Raw genomic sequence first — 14,130 nt, 5'->3', positions numbered from 1 at the left:
TTGGAGGACCCCTGTCATGGATATCAGCCCGCACAAAGTCGCCTATGTCATCGTGCGTGCGCGCGAACTTGGGGCGAAAGTCGGTCGTTGGGACACGCCGTCCGACGATGCAGATGGCGATACGATCCTCGAATCCCGCCCGTCGGATGGGACCGGGCGCGAGTTGCAAAGTTTCATCCGCGGTTTGAACGAGGACGAGAAAGCCGCACTTGTCGCGATCATGTGGATTGGGCGTGAGACCTTCGACGACTATGACGAAGCCTTCGAGACTGCGAAGCAGGAAGCCATCGGCCCGACGGAGAAATACCTCCTCGGCATTCCTCTTTTGGCCGACTATCTGGAGGACGGTCTGGAAAGCCTGGGCGTGGATACCTCCGAGATCGAGGACGAGATTTACCGCAAGGTGTGAGAGGGCTTTAAGACGAAACGGCAAGGCGCTGCGCTACCGCGTGGCGCTTTTTTGTTCGCAGGTGTGGCAATGGCTCGCTTTACACAGAATTGTGTGCGGCGATGCACGTTTTCATTTGCGGATATAACCTTAGGTAAGGGGCAGCGGGCAGAGAGATCGCACAGATGGTACGACGGCCCGCAGCTCTGTCGCGGCACGACGCCTCCGGCAGAGGCCGATTGAATTTTAAAGGAGACCTCCCCCATGAAAGCTCTCAGATTCTATGCCGCGAAAGACCTTCGCATCGAAGAGATTGACGATATTCCCCAGCCGGGGCCCGGGCAGGTTGCGATCAAGAACAAATATGTCGGCATCTGCGGTACCGACCTGCATGAATATGTCGCCGGGCCGATTTTCGTGCCGGTCGAGCCGCATCCTTTCACCAAGGCACAGGCTCCGCAGGTTCTGGGCCACGAGTTCAGCGGCGAAGTGACCGCCGTGGGTGAAGGTGTGACACATGTGAAACCGGGCGACCGCGTGTCGGTGCAGCCGCTGGTGATGCCGCGCTCGGGCGACTATTTCGCCGACCGCGGTCTGTTTCATCTGAGCGAAGATCTGGCGCTTGTCGGTCTGAGCTGGATGTCCGGCGGCATGGCCGAAGCCGCTATCGTCAACGATTACAACGCGGTGAAAATCCCGGACAACATGAGCTGGGAAGAGGGCGCATTGGTCGAGCCGACGGCCGTGGCCGTCTATGCCTGTGAACGTGGCGAAGTGACGGCGGGCGACAGCGTGCTTGTGACGGGCGCCGGTCCGATCGGGATGCTGGCGATGCTCTCGGCGAAAGCTTACGGCGCGACGAAGATCTTTCTCTCGGACGTGAACGAAACCCGGTTGAAAATGGCGAAGGAAATCTTGCCTGAGGTGATCACCTTCAACCCGATGAAGGACGATGTCGTAGCCGAGATTCGCGCCCGGACCGAAGGGGGCGTCGGTTGTGACAAGGTGATCGAGGCCTCGGGCAACGAAGCCGCGCTCAACACCGGTCTTCAGGCCGTGCGCAAACAGGGCACGATCGTTCAGGTCGGTCTGCACACCAAGGACAGCAAGCTGCATTGGCATGACGTGACCTTCAAGGATGTCGATGTGCGCGGCGCCTGGGCCTATCCGACGTCGTATTGGCCGAAAGTGATCGACCTGATCGCGTCGGGTGCGATTCCGGCGGAGAAAGTCGTGACCAGGAAAATCGTGCTGGACGAGGCTGTGACCGAAGGGTTCGACGCTTTGCTCGATGCCTCTGGCGAACACGTCAAGATTCTGATCGACGTGTCGAAGTGAGCGCTGCGGGCGTGCCCTTTGGGGCGCGCCCAATCCCATGCTGAGCGCAGATATAAAAAAACCGCCCGAAAATCGGGCGGTTTTTTTTGTAGTCGCTGCTGAAGCTCAGCCCTGACGGGCTTTGAAGCGGCGCTGCGTCTTGTTGATCACGTACACGCGGCCTTTGCGGCGCACGACGCGACAGTCGCGGTGCCGGTTTTTCAGCGAGCGGAGCGAGTTGCGAACTTTCATGTTCTTCTCCTTGTCGCGGCGCCTGCGTGCGCCTGTTAAAACCAGTCGACTTTGGAAGAATGGTGGGCGTAACAAGGTTCGAACTTGTGACCCCTTCGATGTCAACGAAGTGCTCTACCACTGAGCTATACGCCCATTCTTCCTCGGGATTTCCACGTCTTGCAAATCACGCTTCGAAGCGTAAAGAACAAGACGCGGGGCATTTCCCGCGTCAGTCCGGCAGCGTATAAAAGGAGTCGGGTGATTGTTCAAGGGCTTTTGGCAGAGAATTTCCGTGTCTATAGTTTTTGAGGAAAAGGAGCCCCGATGAGCAAAGCGCCCTATCTGTTGCAAAGACCGGAGCGGAGGCGCTCCCCCGTGGTTTTTGCTTCGCCGCACAGCGGGCGCGACTATCCGGCGGAGATGATTGCGGCTTCCGTGCTCGATCCCTTGCAGTTGCGCTCTTCCGAGGACGCCTATGTGGATCGGTTGTTTTCCGATGTACCGTCTTATGGGGCCGTGCTCCTGTCCGCTGTCTATCCCCGTGCCTGGGTCGATCTCAACCGGCGCGCCGATGAGCTCGATCCCGCGCTGGTCGAGGATGTGGCGCGTGTCGGACTCAATCCGCGCATTGCCTCCGGGCTTGGTGTCGTTCCGCGGGTCGTGGCCGGGGGGCGCAGCATTTACCGGGGCAAGATCCGGCGGGCGGAGGCCGAGGCGCGGATCGACACGGTCTGGAGACCCTATCACGAATTGCTTAAGGCGGTGCTCGACGAATCGCGGTCGCTGTTCGGTCAGGCGATTCTGATCGACTGTCATTCCATGCCACGCGAAGCGCTGAATGCGATCCGGACTGCGCGGGGCAAGCGACCCGAGGTGGTGATCGGCGATCGTTACGGGGCCTCGGCGGCGCCGGGGATCGTTGCGGCGGTGGAGGCGGCCTTTCGGGCGCAGGGCTTTGTCGTCTCGCGCAATGTGCCCTTCGCGGGCGCCTATGTGGCGCAGCACTACGGGCGCCCCTCGTCTCGGTGCCACGCGATTCAGGTGGAGATCGACCGTTCTCTCTACATGAACGAACGCACACTTGTACCGCGCTCCGATTTTCCGGCGTTGCGGACCCGTATCTCTGCGGCGGCACGTTCGATTGCGGAGATCGGGATCGAAGGACTGCCGCTCGCCGCCGAATAACGTGCCGGTTTACCGAAGCGCCCGACCTTTCATGATCGCATCCGTGCCGAAACGGCGGCGAATCTCGTCACTGGCACGCTCGGCCTTGGCGCGTTTGGTGGCGTCGGGATCGAGCAGATCGGGCGAGAGATCGGCCTGATCGGCAGGGCCCAGTTCGGAAATCCCGACGCCGATGAGCCGAAAAGGCCCCTGCGGCAGTTCGGGCGTCATCAGATCGCGCGCGGTGCGGTAGACGCGGTCGGCGATATTCGTCGGCTCATGCAGGGTCACGCGCCGGGTCAGGGTGGCATGGCTCGCACGCTTCAGTTTGAGCGTGACGGTGCGTCCGGCGATGTCTTTCGCCTTGGCCCGGTCCGAGACCTTCTGCGCCAGCCGCCAAAGATGACCTTCGAGCAGGTCGGCGGCTCCGATGTCTTCGGAAAAGGTGGTCTCGTTCGAGATGGATTTCACCGGGCGATGAGCGGAAACGCGGCGGCTGTCCTGCCCGCGCGCCAGATGCCAGAGCCGGTCGCCCATTGCGCCGAACCGGTGATGCAGATCGTCTTTCTCCCAGCGCCTGAGATCGGTGAACGTGCGAATCCCGGCTTTCTCAAGCGCGGCCTGTGTGGCCCGTCCGACTCCCCAGATCAGGCTCACGGGTTTGTTGGCAAGGAAATCCATGGTTTCCGCTTCGCCGATCACCGAAAACCCGCGAGGTTTGTCGAGGTCGGAGGCAATCTTGGCGAGGAATTTGTTGTGCGATAGGCCGATGGAGCCGGTGAGATGCAATTCGTCGCGCATCCGATTCACCAGGCGCGCGAGCATGACGGCGGGGGGATGACCATGGAGTTTCGTGGTGCCTGTGAGGTCCATGAAAGCCTCGTCGAGCGACAGCGGTTCTACATCCGGGGTCAGCTCCGCCATCATATCGCGGATCTCGCGTGAGGCGGCCACATAGGCGTCCATCCTCGGTTTCACCACGACCGCCTCCGGACAAAGTGCGAGCGCCTTGAACATCGGCATGGCGGAACGCACGCCCTTGATTCGGGCGATGTAACAGGCGGTGGTCACCACGCCGCGTTTTCCGCCGCCGACGATCACCGGTTTGTCGCGCAAATCCGGATTGTCGCGTTTTTCGACCGAGGCGTAGAAGGCATCGCAATCCATATGCGCAATCGAGAGGGTGAAAAGCTCGGGATGTGTCAAAACCCGCGGCCGCCCGCAGCTTGGGCACCGTGTTCCATGGTCGAATGTGGTGAGGCAGTCGCGGCACAGACAGGACATGGCGGGAGCGGGCATCATTTGCTTTCTTGATCCGGTTCTATTCTATACCCATCTGCGAGAGGGGGCCATGCGCCCCGACATATCAGTTTGGGGGAGGTTACTCATGAATTCCATCGATCCGGCACAGGTTCTGACCGGCGGCAATATCGTCACTCTGGCGCTGGCGCTGTTTATCGTTCTTCTGGTGCTCAAAGGCGTGCGGATCGTACCGCAGTCTGAGAAATTCGTGGTCGAACGCTTTGGGCGTTTGCGCACCGTTTTGGGGCCGGGGATCAACTTTATCGTGCCACTCATTGATGTGGTGGCGCATAAGATCTCGATCCTCGAACGCCAGCTTCCGAATGCGATGCAGGATGCGATCACCTCTGACAACGTGTTGGTCAAGGTCGAAACCTCCGTGTTTTATCGCATCATCGAGCCGGAAAAGACGGTTTACCGGATTCGCGATGTCGATGCGGCGATTGCTACGACCGTGGCCGGGATCGTCCGGGCCGAGATCGGCAAAATGGAGCTCGACGAGGTGCAATCGAACCGCTCGCAACTGATCGCGACGATCAAGGTGGCGGTCGAGGATGCGGTCGACAATTGGGGGATCGAGGTGACGCGCGCCGAGGTGCTGGACGTCAATCTCGACGAGGCCACCCGCGCCGCGATGTTGCAGCAATTGAATGCCGAGCGTGCGCGTCGTGCGACCGTGATGGAGGCTGAGGGGGAGAAACGCTCCGTCGAGCTTGCCGCAGATGCCGAACTTTACGCCGCTGAGCAAAAGGCCAAGGCGCGCCGGATTCAGGCCGATGCAGAAGCCTATGCGACCGAGGTCGTGGCCGAAGCGATTGCCAAGAACGGCATCGAGGCGGCGCAATATCAGGTGGCCCTGAAACAGGTCGAGGCGTTGACGGCGCTAGGTGAGGGGACCGGTAAACAGACCATCGTTCTGCCCTCGGCAGCGCTTGAGGCCTTTGGCGATGCGTTCAGGCTTTTGAAAGGCAAGGCGTGATGGAGCACATGGTTCTGTTGCTCGAATGGTGGTTTTGGGGGCTGGTGGCGATTGCGCTTATGGCGCTTGAAATCATCGCGGCGGGCTTTCTGTTCCTTGGCTTTGGCATCGGGGCTGCGGTGGTGGCGCTTTTGCTGTTTCTCGGCTGGATCGGGGCGAATGTGTCGCTTTTGACGCTGATCTTCGCGGTCTGTTCGATGATCGCCTGGCTCGGCATGCGGAAGATTTTCGGCCTGCGCAAAGGCCAGGTGAAAGTCTGGGACAAGGACATCAATGACGATGTCTGAGGATTTTGGCCCCTTCGACGGGGCCAAAATCGCGATTTTGCGAGGCGGGCATGTGCTGACGCTGTTGCGCGACGACCGCCCCGACATTCCCTATCCCAACGACTGGGACCTGCCCGGCGGCGGGCGGGAAGGGGTGGAAAGCCCATTTGAGACCGTGGCGCGCGAACTATTCGAGGAATTGTCCGTCGAGATCGCGCCGGAGCGGGTGATTTATCATCGCGAGGAGGCCGGTCATACCAATCCCGGGGGCCGGGTGCATTTCTTCGTGGCGCGGTGGGAGACGCTGACGGATGGGGAGATTTGTCTGGGCGACGAGGGCCAGAGTTGGGCTTGGATGCCGGTGGGCGATTTCGTGACGCGCGAGGATGTGGTGACCGGCCTGCGGGGCCGTCTCGGACGGTATTTGGCGCAGAGCGGGAACCTTGCGTGACGCGAGGGCGTTGACCCCGTGACTGGAATAGAAACGCAAAGGAAAGCTCATGGCACAGAATGAGTCCTACAACCAAAGCTCGGGCGGCAACGGCGGGCTGTATTTTATCCTTGGCGCGATTGTCGTGGTGCTTGGCGTGATCCTCTATGTGATGCTGGGCGGTGACACCTCGCCGATGACGCAAGGGGCTGATGGCGCCTCGGTCACGATCAACAACGACGCGCCGGACAATGGCGGGTCGCTGAATGTGACGACCGAGGAAAGCGCCCCGGAGGCGCCGGCTTCGGAATAAGTCGTCATTCGATGAAACAAAAAGAAACGGCGTCCTTTCGGGCGCCGTTTTTTGATGTCTGGTTTGTGTGCGGAGTTTTTGCGGCTCAGGCCGTGGCGATTTCGTTCTGAATGGCGAGCGCCGCCTTGCGCGGGTCGTCCGCCTGCCAGACCGGACGCCCGACGACGATGTGGTCGACCCCGTCCTTGATCGCCTGTGCGGGCGTGGCGACGCGTTTCTGATCGCCGAGCGCGGCACCCACCGGACGCACACCCGGAGTGACGATCAGCTTGCCCGCCGCTTCGGGGAGCGCGCGGATCATCGCGGCTTCCTGCGGCGAGGCGATGACGCCATCGGCACCCGCGAGAAAGGCCTTGCCCGCACGTTCCTGCACCAGATCGCGAATTTCGCCGTCCTTGATCAAAGCGCCATCGAGATCGGCGCGGTCGAGTGAGGTCAGGATGGTGACGGCGAGGATTTTCATATCCGACCCGGAAGCGCCCTCTTTCGCGGCTTTCACCACATAGGGGTCGCCATGCACGGTGAGGAAATCCATGTCATGCTGCGCCACGCCGCGCACGGCGTTTTCCACAGTCGCGCCGATGTCGAAGAATTTCATGTCGAGGAAGATTTTCTTGCCCTGCTCCTGCTTGAGCTCGTTGGCGAGGGCAAAGCCGCCGCCCGTCAACATGCCAAGCCCGATCTTGTAGAAGGACACGGCATCACCGATGCGATTGGCAAGGTCGAGCCCCTGCACGACATTCGGGACATCAAGAGCAACGATCAGGCGGTCATCGGCGGTCTGGGCAGTCATGGGCACATCCTCTCTGGTTCGCCCCTCCTTGCGCAGACAGGCCCGTCGGGTCAAGAGGCTCAGGCGCTCAATCGGCCTTGATGGGCGGCGATTTCTGCGACATCCTTCAATCGGGCGACATTGGCCCCGCGTTTGCGATGACGCAGCGCGCGGGCGCGGAGCGCAAGGCCGCGACTGACGGTCGCGTAATCCGCGCTGATCGGGGCGGTGAACTCGACGGGAAATGTAATCCGTTCGCCCGCCTCGTGAAAGATGACGCGGGCCTGATAGGCCTGAAGCGCTGCATTATATATGAGGCCCTGAATTTCTGCGCCGTAGCTGTGCATGGCATTTCTCCGTAACTGCTCCGGCATGTTTGCCGTTTGAGGGGCAACGCCGGGATCGCTAAATTTGTTCCAATTATGCAACAGGTCCTCTTGCGGGGCCTTGGCGCGATGCCCATCTAGGGATGGAAGGCCCCGACCCTCATGCGTGCCGCCAAGCGGGCGCGGAAATTCACCCGGGGCGCTTGGAAGAGGAGAGACGGTATGAACATGGAGAAGTTCACCGAGAGGTCGCGCGGGTTCCTTCAGGCCGCGCAAACGATCGCGATGCGGGAGAGCCATCAGGCTCTGAAACCCGAGCATCTTTTGAAGGCTTTGCTTGACGATGAAGAAGGCTTTGCCGCCAACCTGATCAACAAGGCAGGGGGCGATGCAAAAGCCGTCATGGCCGCCAACGAGGCTGCCGTGAACAAATTGACGAAGGTCTCCGGCGATGCCGGTCAGACCTATCTCGATCAACAGACCGCGAAGGTCCTCGATGAGGCCGAAAAGCTCGCCAAGAAGGCGGGCGACAGTTTCGTGCCGGTCGAACGGCTTTTGACGGCGCTGGCGATCACCCGCTCGGGGGCGAAAGACGCGCTCGATGCCGGGGGTGTGACGGCGCAGAAACTCAATACGGCGATCAACGACATTCGCAAGGGCCGGACGGCCGATAGCGCCTCTGCCGAAGACGGTTATGAGGCGCTGAAGAAATACGCCCGTGACCTGACCGAGGCCGCCGAGGCCGGGAAAATCGACCCGATCATTGGCCGCGACGAAGAAATTCGCCGTTCGATGCAAGTGCTCTCGCGCCGGACCAAAAACAACCCGATCCTGATCGGGGAGCCGGGCGTGGGGAAAACCGCGATTGCCGAGGGGCTTGCGCTTCGGATCGTCAATGGCGACGTGCCGGAATCTCTGCGCAACAAGAAATTGTTGGCGCTCGATATGGGCGCGCTGATCGCCGGCGCGAAATATCGCGGGGAATTCGAGGAACGTCTGAAATCCATCCTGAAAGAGATTGAGGCCGCCGCGGGCGAAATTATCCTTTTCATCGACGAGATCCACACCCTTGTGGGTGCGGGCAAAACCGATGGCGCGATGGATGCTGCGAACCTGATCAAACCGGCGCTTGCGCGGGGTGAATTGCACTGTGTCGGTGCGACGACGCTCGATGAGTACCGCAAATATGTCGAGAAAGACGCGGCTCTGGCGCGCCGGTTCCAACCCGTTGTGGTCGAGGAGCCGACGGTGGAAGACACGATTTCCATCTTGCGCGGGATCAAGGAGAAATACGAACTTCACCATGGGGTTCGGATTTCCGACAGCGCCCTCGTTGCGGCGGCCACTTTGAGCCATCGCTACATCACCGACCGGTTCCTGCCGGATAAGGCCATCGACCTTGTCGACGAGGCGGCATCGCGTCTGCGGATGGAGGTGGACAGTAAGCCCGAGGAACTCGACGCGCTCGATCGTCAGATCCTGCAGCTTCAGATCGAAGCCGAGGCTCTTAAGAAAGAGGATGACGAGGCGTCCAAGCATCGGTTGTCGAAGCTCGAACAGGAGCTTGCGGATCTCATGGAGCAGTCGGATGCGATGACGGCGAAATGGGAAGCCGAGCGGCAAAAACTCGAAGGCACGCGCGATCTGAAAGAGAAACTCGATCAGGCCCGCGCCGCTTTGGAGATCGCCAAACGCGAAGGCAATCTGGCGAAAGCCGGGGAGCTGTCTTACGGCATCATCCCGCAGCTTGAGAAACAGCTCGCGGAAGCCGGAGAGATCGAAGCCGAGGGCGATCTCATGGTCGAAGAGGCTGTGCGCCCCGAACAGATCGCCGAGGTGGTCGAACGCTGGACGGGTATTCCGACGTCGAAAATGCTCGAAGGCGAGCGGGAGAAACTTTTGCGGATGGAAGAGGGCCTGCACAAACGGGTCATCGGTCAGGAAGCCGCCGTGCATGCCGTCGCCAATGCGGTGCGCCGGGCGCGGGCGGGTCTCAATGACGAAAACCGTCCGCTTGGGTCCTTCCTTTTCCTCGGGCCGACCGGGGTCGGGAAAACGGAGCTGACGAAAGCCGTCGCAGAGTTCCTGTTTGACGACGACAATGCGATGGTCCGCATCGACATGTCCGAGTTCATGGAGAAACACGCGGTCGCGCGTCTGATCGGTGCGCCTCCGGGTTACGTTGGCTATGACGAAGGCGGTGTTCTGACCGAAGCCGTGCGGCGCAGACCCTATCAGGTCGTGCTGTTCGATGAGGTCGAGAAGGCCCACCCGGATGTGTTCAACGTGCTGTTGCAGGTCCTCGATGACGGTGTGCTGACCGATGGTCAGGGACGCACCGTGGACTTCAAACAGACGCTGATCATCCTGACGTCGAACCTTGGGTCGCAGGCGCTGAGCCAGTTGCCGGAAGGGGCCGACAGTTCGACGGCCAAAGGGGATGTGATGAACGCGGTGCGGGCGCATTTCCGCCCCGAGTTCCTGAACCGTCTCGACGAGACGATCATCTTCGACCGTCTGGGGCGTGGCGATATGGGCGGGATCGTTGAGATCCAGCTTGCCCGGCTCGAAAAACGTCTGGCGAAACGCAACATTTCGCTGGCGATCGACGAGGCCGCGAAACAATGGCTGGCCGATGAAGGCTATGATCCGGTGTTTGGCGCACGTCCGCTGAAACGGGTGATCCAACGCGCGCTGCAAGATCCGCTGGCCGAGCTTTTGCTGGCGGGCGATGTCAAGGATGGCGACGTCATTCCGGTTTCCGCCGGAGTCGATGGCCTGATTATCGGCGAGCGCACCGTCGGGTCGAACAGACCTGCGCCGGAAGATGCTGTCGTTCATTGAACGACGGCACAGTAAGGAAAATGAGGCGGCCTTTCGGGGCCGCCTTTTTCATGGGGACCGGATCAGGGCTTGATGTAGCTGTAGCCATCTTCCTGCAACTCGACGAGGCGGGCGACGCCGGAGGGCACGATTTGCGCCTCTTCGAGAAGCTCCAGAGGACGGTCCATGTTTTTGCTCATGTTGCGCAGGGTGTTCTCGCAGGCCGAAAAGGTCACATCGGGATATTCCAGCGCTATCATTTCGATCCTGTCGGCCACCGGGCTCTGACCTTTCAGGAACATCTGAAGCCCCGGCCCATAAGCCACGATTTCCAACACGACATCGTCGCCGATCGACTGGAAATAGTTGCGGGCATTGTTGGCGTTGTTGAGCGCCATGTTCATCAGGCGCATGTCGCTGTCGTCGATATGAAACGCGATCTTGTGGGTGATACCGTCCGCCATGGCCATTCCTGTGGTGAGCGCGAGAACCGCGCTGGTGATGAGTGCTTTGAGCATAGATATATTCCTCCCTGTTTATGCGTCGAGTGAGGCACAGGAATGTGACCCTGTCACGCCGCATCGCAGCTAAGATTTTAGCGCTAACACGCCCCGGTTTGCGGTTGTCTTCTGTGTGTCTTCTGTCAGGGTCGGGCCAAACGGAATGCAAAGGGATAAGGTGATGACCTTCTGGCATTGGGCGATGATGGCGCTTCAGGTTCTGGCGCTGGTGTTCGTGGTTGTGATCGGGGTGATGGTCTTCGTCGCTCTGGCGCTTTACGTGCTCGACAAACGGCAGACGCGGGATGCGATCCTGCGCAATTATCCGGTGATCGGGCATTTCCGGCACTGGTTCTCGACACTGGGTGAATTCTTCCGGCAGTATTTCTTTGCCATGGATCGCGAGGAGATGCCGTTCAACCGGGCGCAGCGCGACTGGATTTACCGCGCCTCCGACGGCAAGGGCAATACGGTGGCCTTCGGCTCGACCCGCTCGCTTTCCATCCCCGGCACGCCGATCTTCATGAACGCCGCCTTCCCGCCGCTCGACGATCAGTTCGCGGTGACCGAACCGATGCTGATCGGGCAATATTGCCGGGTGCCCTACACGGCGAAGTCGATCTTCAACATCTCCGGCATGTCCTACGGCGCCATTTCGAAACCGGCGGTTCTGGCGCTTTCGAAAGGTGCGAAGGAGGCGGGGATCTGGCTCAACACCGGCGAAGGCGGGTTGTCGCCCTTTCACCTCGAAGGCGGTGCGGACCTGGTCTATCAGATCGGCACGGCGAAATACGGCATTCGGGACGCGGAGGGCAACCTCGACGATGACAAGCTTCGCGCGGCCGCCGCACATGAAAAGGTGCGGATGTTCGAGATCAAGCTGTCCCAAGGCGCGAAGCCCGGCAAGGGTGGCATCCTGCCCGCCGCCAAGATCACACCGGAGATTGCCGCGATTCGTGGCCTGCGTCCGGGGGAAGACGGGATCTCCCCGAACCGGCACCGTGAGGTGGACGATTTCAACGACCTTCTGGATTTCATCAACCACATTCGCGACGTCACCGGCAAGCCGGTCGGGTTCAAATTCGTGGTGGGTTCGTCGCGCCCCTGGGAAGAGTTCTTTGCCCTGATCAAGGAGCGGGGCGAGGAAAGCGCGCCGGATTTCATCACCATCGACGGTGGCGAAGGCGGTACGGGCGCGGCCCCGATGCCGCTCATTGACCTCGTGGGCATGCCGATCAAGGAAGCGCTCATCCGCATCGTCGATCTGCGCGACAAATACGGGCTGCACGATCGCATCCGCATCGTTGCGGCGGGCAAGCTGGTGAACCCGGCGGATGTCGCCTGGGCGATCTGTGCGGGCGCGGATTTCGTCTGTTCCGCGCGGGGCTTCATGTTCTCGCTCGGCTGCATTCAGGCGCTCAAATGCAACAAGAACACCTGTCCGACCGGTATCACCACCCATGATCCGCATCTGCAACGCGGTCTCGTGGTGCAGGACAAGTACAAGAAAGTCGCGGCCTATGCCACGGCGACGATCCATGAACTGGAGATGATCGCCCACTCGGTCGGCGTTTTGGAGCCGCGGCAGATGCGGCGTCGGCATGTGCGCATCGTGCAGGCCGACGGCACCTCCGTGCCGCTCGACCGTCTTGTCCCGAGCTATCACCACGACCAATACGCGGGCGAAAGTTACAAAAGACCAACGCATCTGTGAGATAAGTTTGGTTTGAGCGTGGTCCCGCCCGGTTTACCCTAGGGGAAATCAGATCGGGAGGGACCCATGACGTCCAGATTCAACCTGCCATATTCCGAGGTCACGCCGGAGCTGGCCTATCTCAACCGTCGCGCCGTCATGGCCGGCATGGCGGGCGCGGGCCTTCTGGCCGCCTCCGGGGTGCAGGCGCAAGACATGCCGAAGTTCGAGATCAAGGGTTTCGACACCACGGAGACGCCGAACACCTTCGAAGAGATCACCAACTACAACAATTTCTATGAATTCGGCACCGGCAAGGACGACCCGGCCCGCTATGCTGGTAGCCTGACCACCGATCCCTGGTCCGTCGAGATCGACGGCATGGTCGAGCGGCCCGGTTCTTATGGGCTGGGCGATATCCTGTCGAAGGTGGACATCGACGAGCGCATCTATCGCTTCCGCTGTGTCGAGGCCTGGTCGATGGTCATCCCTTGGAACGGGTTCGAACTCAATCAGCTTCTCGATCTGGCTGGCGTTGAGCCCTCCGCGAAATATGTCCGTTTCGAAACGCTCTATCGTCCGGAGGAAATGCCGGGGCAACGTCGACCCATTCTCGACTGGCCTTATGTCGAGGGGCTACGGCTCGACGAGGCGATGCATCCGCTGACGATCATGGCGACCGGGCTTTACGGTCAGGAGCTGCCGAACCAGAACGGTGCACCGCTGCGTCTGGTGGTGCCGTGGAAATACGGCTTCAAGTCGATCAAGTCGGTGGTCAAGATCACCCTGACCGGCGAGCAGCCCGTGAATACATGGAAGGCCGCGAACCATCGCGAGTATGGCTTCTATTCCAACGTGAACCCGGAGGTCAGCCACCCCCGCTGGTCGCAGGCCACCGAACGGCGCATCGGCGGCGGCGTCTTTGCCTCCCGCATGGCCACGGTGAAGTTCAATGGATACGAGGAACAGGTCGGTGCGCTTTATAAAGGCATGGACTTGAGCAAGGAATATTGATGGACCGCCTCAATCGCTTTGCCCGCCGCATTCCGACCTGGCCGCTCTATCTTGGCGCGCTGATCCCGCCCGCGTGGTATTTCTATGCCGGAGTGAGCGGGCAGCTTGGCGTCGACCCGGTCAAGGCGATGGAACACAAGATCGGGCTTCTGGGGCTTCAGGTCCTGATCGCCTCGCTCTGCATCACGCCGTTGCGCCGCTATGCCGGGCTGAACCTGATCAAGTTCCGCCGCGCCTTGGGGCTGATCGCCTTCTTCTATATCGTGCTGCATCTGCTGGTATGGATCGTGCTCGATGTCCAGATCCCGTCCCAGATCATCGCCGACATTTACAAGCGGCCCTATATCACCATCGGCATGGCGGCCTTTGTCCTGATGATCCCGCTGGCGGCCACCTCCTATAACGCCGCGATCCGCAGGCTCGGGCGCAATTGGCGGCGGCTGCACTGGCTGGTCTATCCGGCGGTTGTCCTTGGCGGCGTGCATTTCGTCATGCTGCGCAAAGGCTGGCAGTTGGAGCCGCTGCTCTATCTCGGGGGAATCGCCCTTCTTCTGGTGTTACGTCTGCCGTCTGCTGCACGAAAACGCAGCCGAGGGGTGATTCCTCAAC

General features: G+C 60.7%; 16 protein-coding genes and 1 tRNA gene (1 of these 17 running past the window's edge). 11 read left to right on the top strand and 6 right to left on the bottom strand.

Translation table 11 applies throughout. The features are described 5' to 3' along the window. Nucleotides 1–16: 16 nt before the first annotated feature. Together CEW89_RS11690 and CEW89_RS11685 are read left to right on the top strand one after the other, a co-directional pair. Nucleotides 17–409, top strand: coding sequence for a DUF3775 domain-containing protein (locus tag CEW89_RS11690; protein ID WP_096806013.1), 393 nt, complete (start codon nucleotides 17–19; stop codon nucleotides 407–409). A 243-nt stretch (nucleotides 410–652) separates the two neighbouring features. Further along, the gene (locus tag CEW89_RS11685) at nucleotides 653–1,726 is read left to right on the top strand and encodes a 2,3-butanediol dehydrogenase (protein ID WP_066704541.1); all 1,074 of its coding nucleotides are present in this window, start codon (nucleotides 653–655) and stop codon (nucleotides 1,724–1,726) included. A 105-nt stretch (nucleotides 1,727–1,831) separates the two neighbouring features. Here CEW89_RS11685 and ykgO read toward each other — a convergent pair whose 3' ends face one another. Next, nucleotides 1,832–1,957: a type B 50S ribosomal protein L36 gene (gene ykgO, locus CEW89_RS11680; protein ID WP_005850168.1), complete on the bottom strand. Its 126-nt coding sequence runs from the start codon at nucleotides 1,955–1,957 to the stop codon at nucleotides 1,832–1,834. A gap of 60 nt (nucleotides 1,958–2,017) precedes the next feature. After that, nucleotides 2,018–2,092 (bottom strand) — tRNA-Val (locus tag CEW89_RS11675). 171 nt (nucleotides 2,093–2,263) lie between these two features. Here CEW89_RS11675 and CEW89_RS11670 point away from each other — a divergent pair. Continuing rightward, nucleotides 2,264–3,124 carry an N-formylglutamate amidohydrolase gene (locus CEW89_RS11670; protein ID WP_066704532.1) on the top strand — a complete coding sequence of 287 codons (861 nt, stop codon included), beginning with the start codon at nucleotides 2,264–2,266 and terminating at the stop codon, nucleotides 3,122–3,124. A 9-nt stretch (nucleotides 3,125–3,133) separates the two neighbouring features. Here the strand turns inward: CEW89_RS11670 and CEW89_RS11665 are convergent, their stop codons facing one another. Next, nucleotides 3,134–4,387, bottom strand: a complete 1,254-nt coding sequence (locus CEW89_RS11665) for a DNA polymerase IV (protein ID WP_096807216.1) — start codon at nucleotides 4,385–4,387, stop codon at nucleotides 3,134–3,136. Between the two features lie 103 nt (nucleotides 4,388–4,490). On the opposite strand from CEW89_RS11665, the gene CEW89_RS11660 reads away from it, so the two are divergent. Genes CEW89_RS11660 through CEW89_RS11645 form a run of 4 tightly spaced genes read left to right on the top strand, consistent with a single transcriptional unit; the run spans nucleotide 4,491 to nucleotide 6,393 of the window. Next, entirely contained in the window at nucleotides 4,491–5,384 is an 894-nt protein-coding gene (locus CEW89_RS11660) for an SPFH domain-containing protein (RefSeq protein ID WP_198403413.1), read from the top strand. Next, nucleotides 5,384–5,671, top strand: coding sequence for an NfeD family protein (locus tag CEW89_RS11655; RefSeq protein ID WP_066704530.1), 288 nt, complete (start codon nucleotides 5,384–5,386; stop codon nucleotides 5,669–5,671). Before CEW89_RS11660 ends, CEW89_RS11655 begins: the two co-directional genes overlap by 1 nt. Further along, nucleotides 5,664–6,101: an NUDIX hydrolase gene (locus CEW89_RS11650; protein WP_157779832.1), complete on the top strand. Its 438-nt coding sequence runs from the start codon at nucleotides 5,664–5,666 to the stop codon at nucleotides 6,099–6,101. Before CEW89_RS11655 ends, CEW89_RS11650 begins: the two co-directional genes overlap by 8 nt. 49 nt (nucleotides 6,102–6,150) lie before the next feature. Continuing rightward, entirely contained in the window at nucleotides 6,151–6,393 is a 243-nt protein-coding gene (locus CEW89_RS11645) for a hypothetical protein (RefSeq protein WP_066704527.1), read from the top strand. 85 nt (nucleotides 6,394–6,478) lie between these two features. Here the strand turns inward: CEW89_RS11645 and pyrF are convergent, their stop codons facing one another. Both pyrF and CEW89_RS11635 read right to left on the bottom strand, forming a co-directional pair. Then, the gene (gene pyrF / locus CEW89_RS11640; RefSeq protein ID WP_066704525.1) at nucleotides 6,479–7,186 is read right to left on the bottom strand and encodes an orotidine-5'-phosphate decarboxylase; all 708 of its coding nucleotides are present in this window, start codon (nucleotides 7,184–7,186) and stop codon (nucleotides 6,479–6,481) included. Between the two features lie 59 nt (nucleotides 7,187–7,245). After that, nucleotides 7,246–7,512: a hypothetical protein gene (locus CEW89_RS11635; RefSeq protein ID WP_066704524.1), complete on the bottom strand. Its 267-nt coding sequence runs from the start codon at nucleotides 7,510–7,512 to the stop codon at nucleotides 7,246–7,248. A 201-nt stretch (nucleotides 7,513–7,713) separates the two neighbouring features. Here CEW89_RS11635 and clpB point away from each other — a divergent pair, with 201 nt between their 5' ends. After that, on the top strand, nucleotides 7,714–10,335 hold the full coding sequence (gene clpB / locus CEW89_RS11630) for an ATP-dependent chaperone ClpB (RefSeq protein ID WP_096806011.1): 2,622 nt from the start codon (nucleotides 7,714–7,716) through the stop codon (nucleotides 10,333–10,335). A gap of 62 nt (nucleotides 10,336–10,397) precedes the next feature. On the opposite strand, the gene CEW89_RS11625 is transcribed toward clpB, so the two are convergent. Beyond that, nucleotides 10,398–10,832: a DsrE family protein gene (locus CEW89_RS11625; protein ID WP_096806010.1), complete on the bottom strand. Its 435-nt coding sequence runs from the start codon at nucleotides 10,830–10,832 to the stop codon at nucleotides 10,398–10,400. A gap of 163 nt (nucleotides 10,833–10,995) precedes the next feature. On the opposite strand from CEW89_RS11625, the gene CEW89_RS11620 reads away from it, so the two are divergent. The 3 genes from CEW89_RS11620 to msrQ form a co-directional block, all read left to right on the top strand. Further along, entirely contained in the window at nucleotides 10,996–12,528 is a 1,533-nt protein-coding gene (locus tag CEW89_RS11620; RefSeq protein WP_066704517.1) for an FMN-binding glutamate synthase family protein, read from the top strand. 66 nt (nucleotides 12,529–12,594) lie between these two features. After that, on the top strand, nucleotides 12,595–13,521 hold the full coding sequence (gene msrP / locus CEW89_RS11615; protein WP_096806009.1) for a protein-methionine-sulfoxide reductase catalytic subunit MsrP: 927 nt from the start codon (nucleotides 12,595–12,597) through the stop codon (nucleotides 13,519–13,521). Then, nucleotides 13,521–14,130, top strand: partial view of a protein-methionine-sulfoxide reductase heme-binding subunit MsrQ gene (gene msrQ, locus CEW89_RS11610; protein WP_096806008.1) — the 5' portion only. It continues 14 nt past the right edge of the window; only the first 610 of its 624 coding nucleotides appear in the window; the start codon lies at nucleotides 13,521–13,523; its stop codon lies off the right edge, out of view. Before msrP ends, msrQ begins: the two co-directional genes overlap by 1 nt.

The organism is Celeribacter ethanolicus (assembly GCF_002407265.1).
Classification (GTDB): Bacteria; Pseudomonadota; Alphaproteobacteria; order Rhodobacterales; family Rhodobacteraceae; genus Celeribacter; species Celeribacter ethanolicus.
The sequence above is the reverse complement of the archived record's forward strand: the minus strand, read 5'-3'. Positions and strand labels throughout refer to the sequence as shown.

Excerpts from the sequence above, each read along its gene's own strand:
- CEW89_RS11645 (WP_066704527.1), top strand. The coding sequence starts at position 6,151 with ATGGCACAGAATGAGTCCTACAACCAAAGCTCGGGCGGCAACGGCGGG.
- CEW89_RS11620 (WP_066704517.1), top strand. The coding sequence starts at position 10,996 with ATGACCTTCTGGCATTGGGCGATGATGGCGCTTCAGGTTCTGGCGCTG.
- CEW89_RS11660 (WP_198403413.1), top strand. The coding sequence starts at position 4,491 with ATGAATTCCATCGATCCGGCACAGGTTCTGACCGGCGGCAATATCGTC.
- CEW89_RS11685 (WP_066704541.1), top strand. The coding sequence starts at position 653 with ATGAAAGCTCTCAGATTCTATGCCGCGAAAGACCTTCGCATCGAAGAG.
- CEW89_RS11690 (WP_096806013.1), top strand. The coding sequence starts at position 17 with ATGGATATCAGCCCGCACAAAGTCGCCTATGTCATCGTGCGTGCGCGC.
- CEW89_RS11670 (WP_066704532.1), top strand. The coding sequence starts at position 2,264 with ATGAGCAAAGCGCCCTATCTGTTGCAAAGACCGGAGCGGAGGCGCTCC.
- ykgO (WP_005850168.1), bottom strand. The coding sequence starts at position 1,957 with ATGAAAGTTCGCAACTCGCTCCGCTCGCTGAAAAACCGGCACCGCGAC.
- CEW89_RS11650 (WP_157779832.1), top strand. The coding sequence starts at position 5,664 with ATGTCTGAGGATTTTGGCCCCTTCGACGGGGCCAAAATCGCGATTTTG.
- pyrF (WP_066704525.1), bottom strand. The coding sequence starts at position 7,186 with ATGACTGCCCAGACCGCCGATGACCGCCTGATCGTTGCTCTTGATGTC.
- CEW89_RS11625 (WP_096806010.1), bottom strand. The coding sequence starts at position 10,832 with ATGCTCAAAGCACTCATCACCAGCGCGGTTCTCGCGCTCACCACAGGA.
- CEW89_RS11655 (WP_066704530.1), top strand. The coding sequence starts at position 5,384 with ATGGAGCACATGGTTCTGTTGCTCGAATGGTGGTTTTGGGGGCTGGTG.
- clpB (WP_096806011.1), top strand. The coding sequence starts at position 7,714 with ATGAACATGGAGAAGTTCACCGAGAGGTCGCGCGGGTTCCTTCAGGCC.
- msrP (WP_096806009.1), top strand. The coding sequence starts at position 12,595 with ATGACGTCCAGATTCAACCTGCCATATTCCGAGGTCACGCCGGAGCTG.
- CEW89_RS11635 (WP_066704524.1), bottom strand. The coding sequence starts at position 7,512 with ATGCACAGCTACGGCGCAGAAATTCAGGGCCTCATATATAATGCAGCG.
- CEW89_RS11665 (WP_096807216.1), bottom strand. The coding sequence starts at position 4,387 with ATGTCCTGTCTGTGCCGCGACTGCCTCACCACATTCGACCATGGAACA.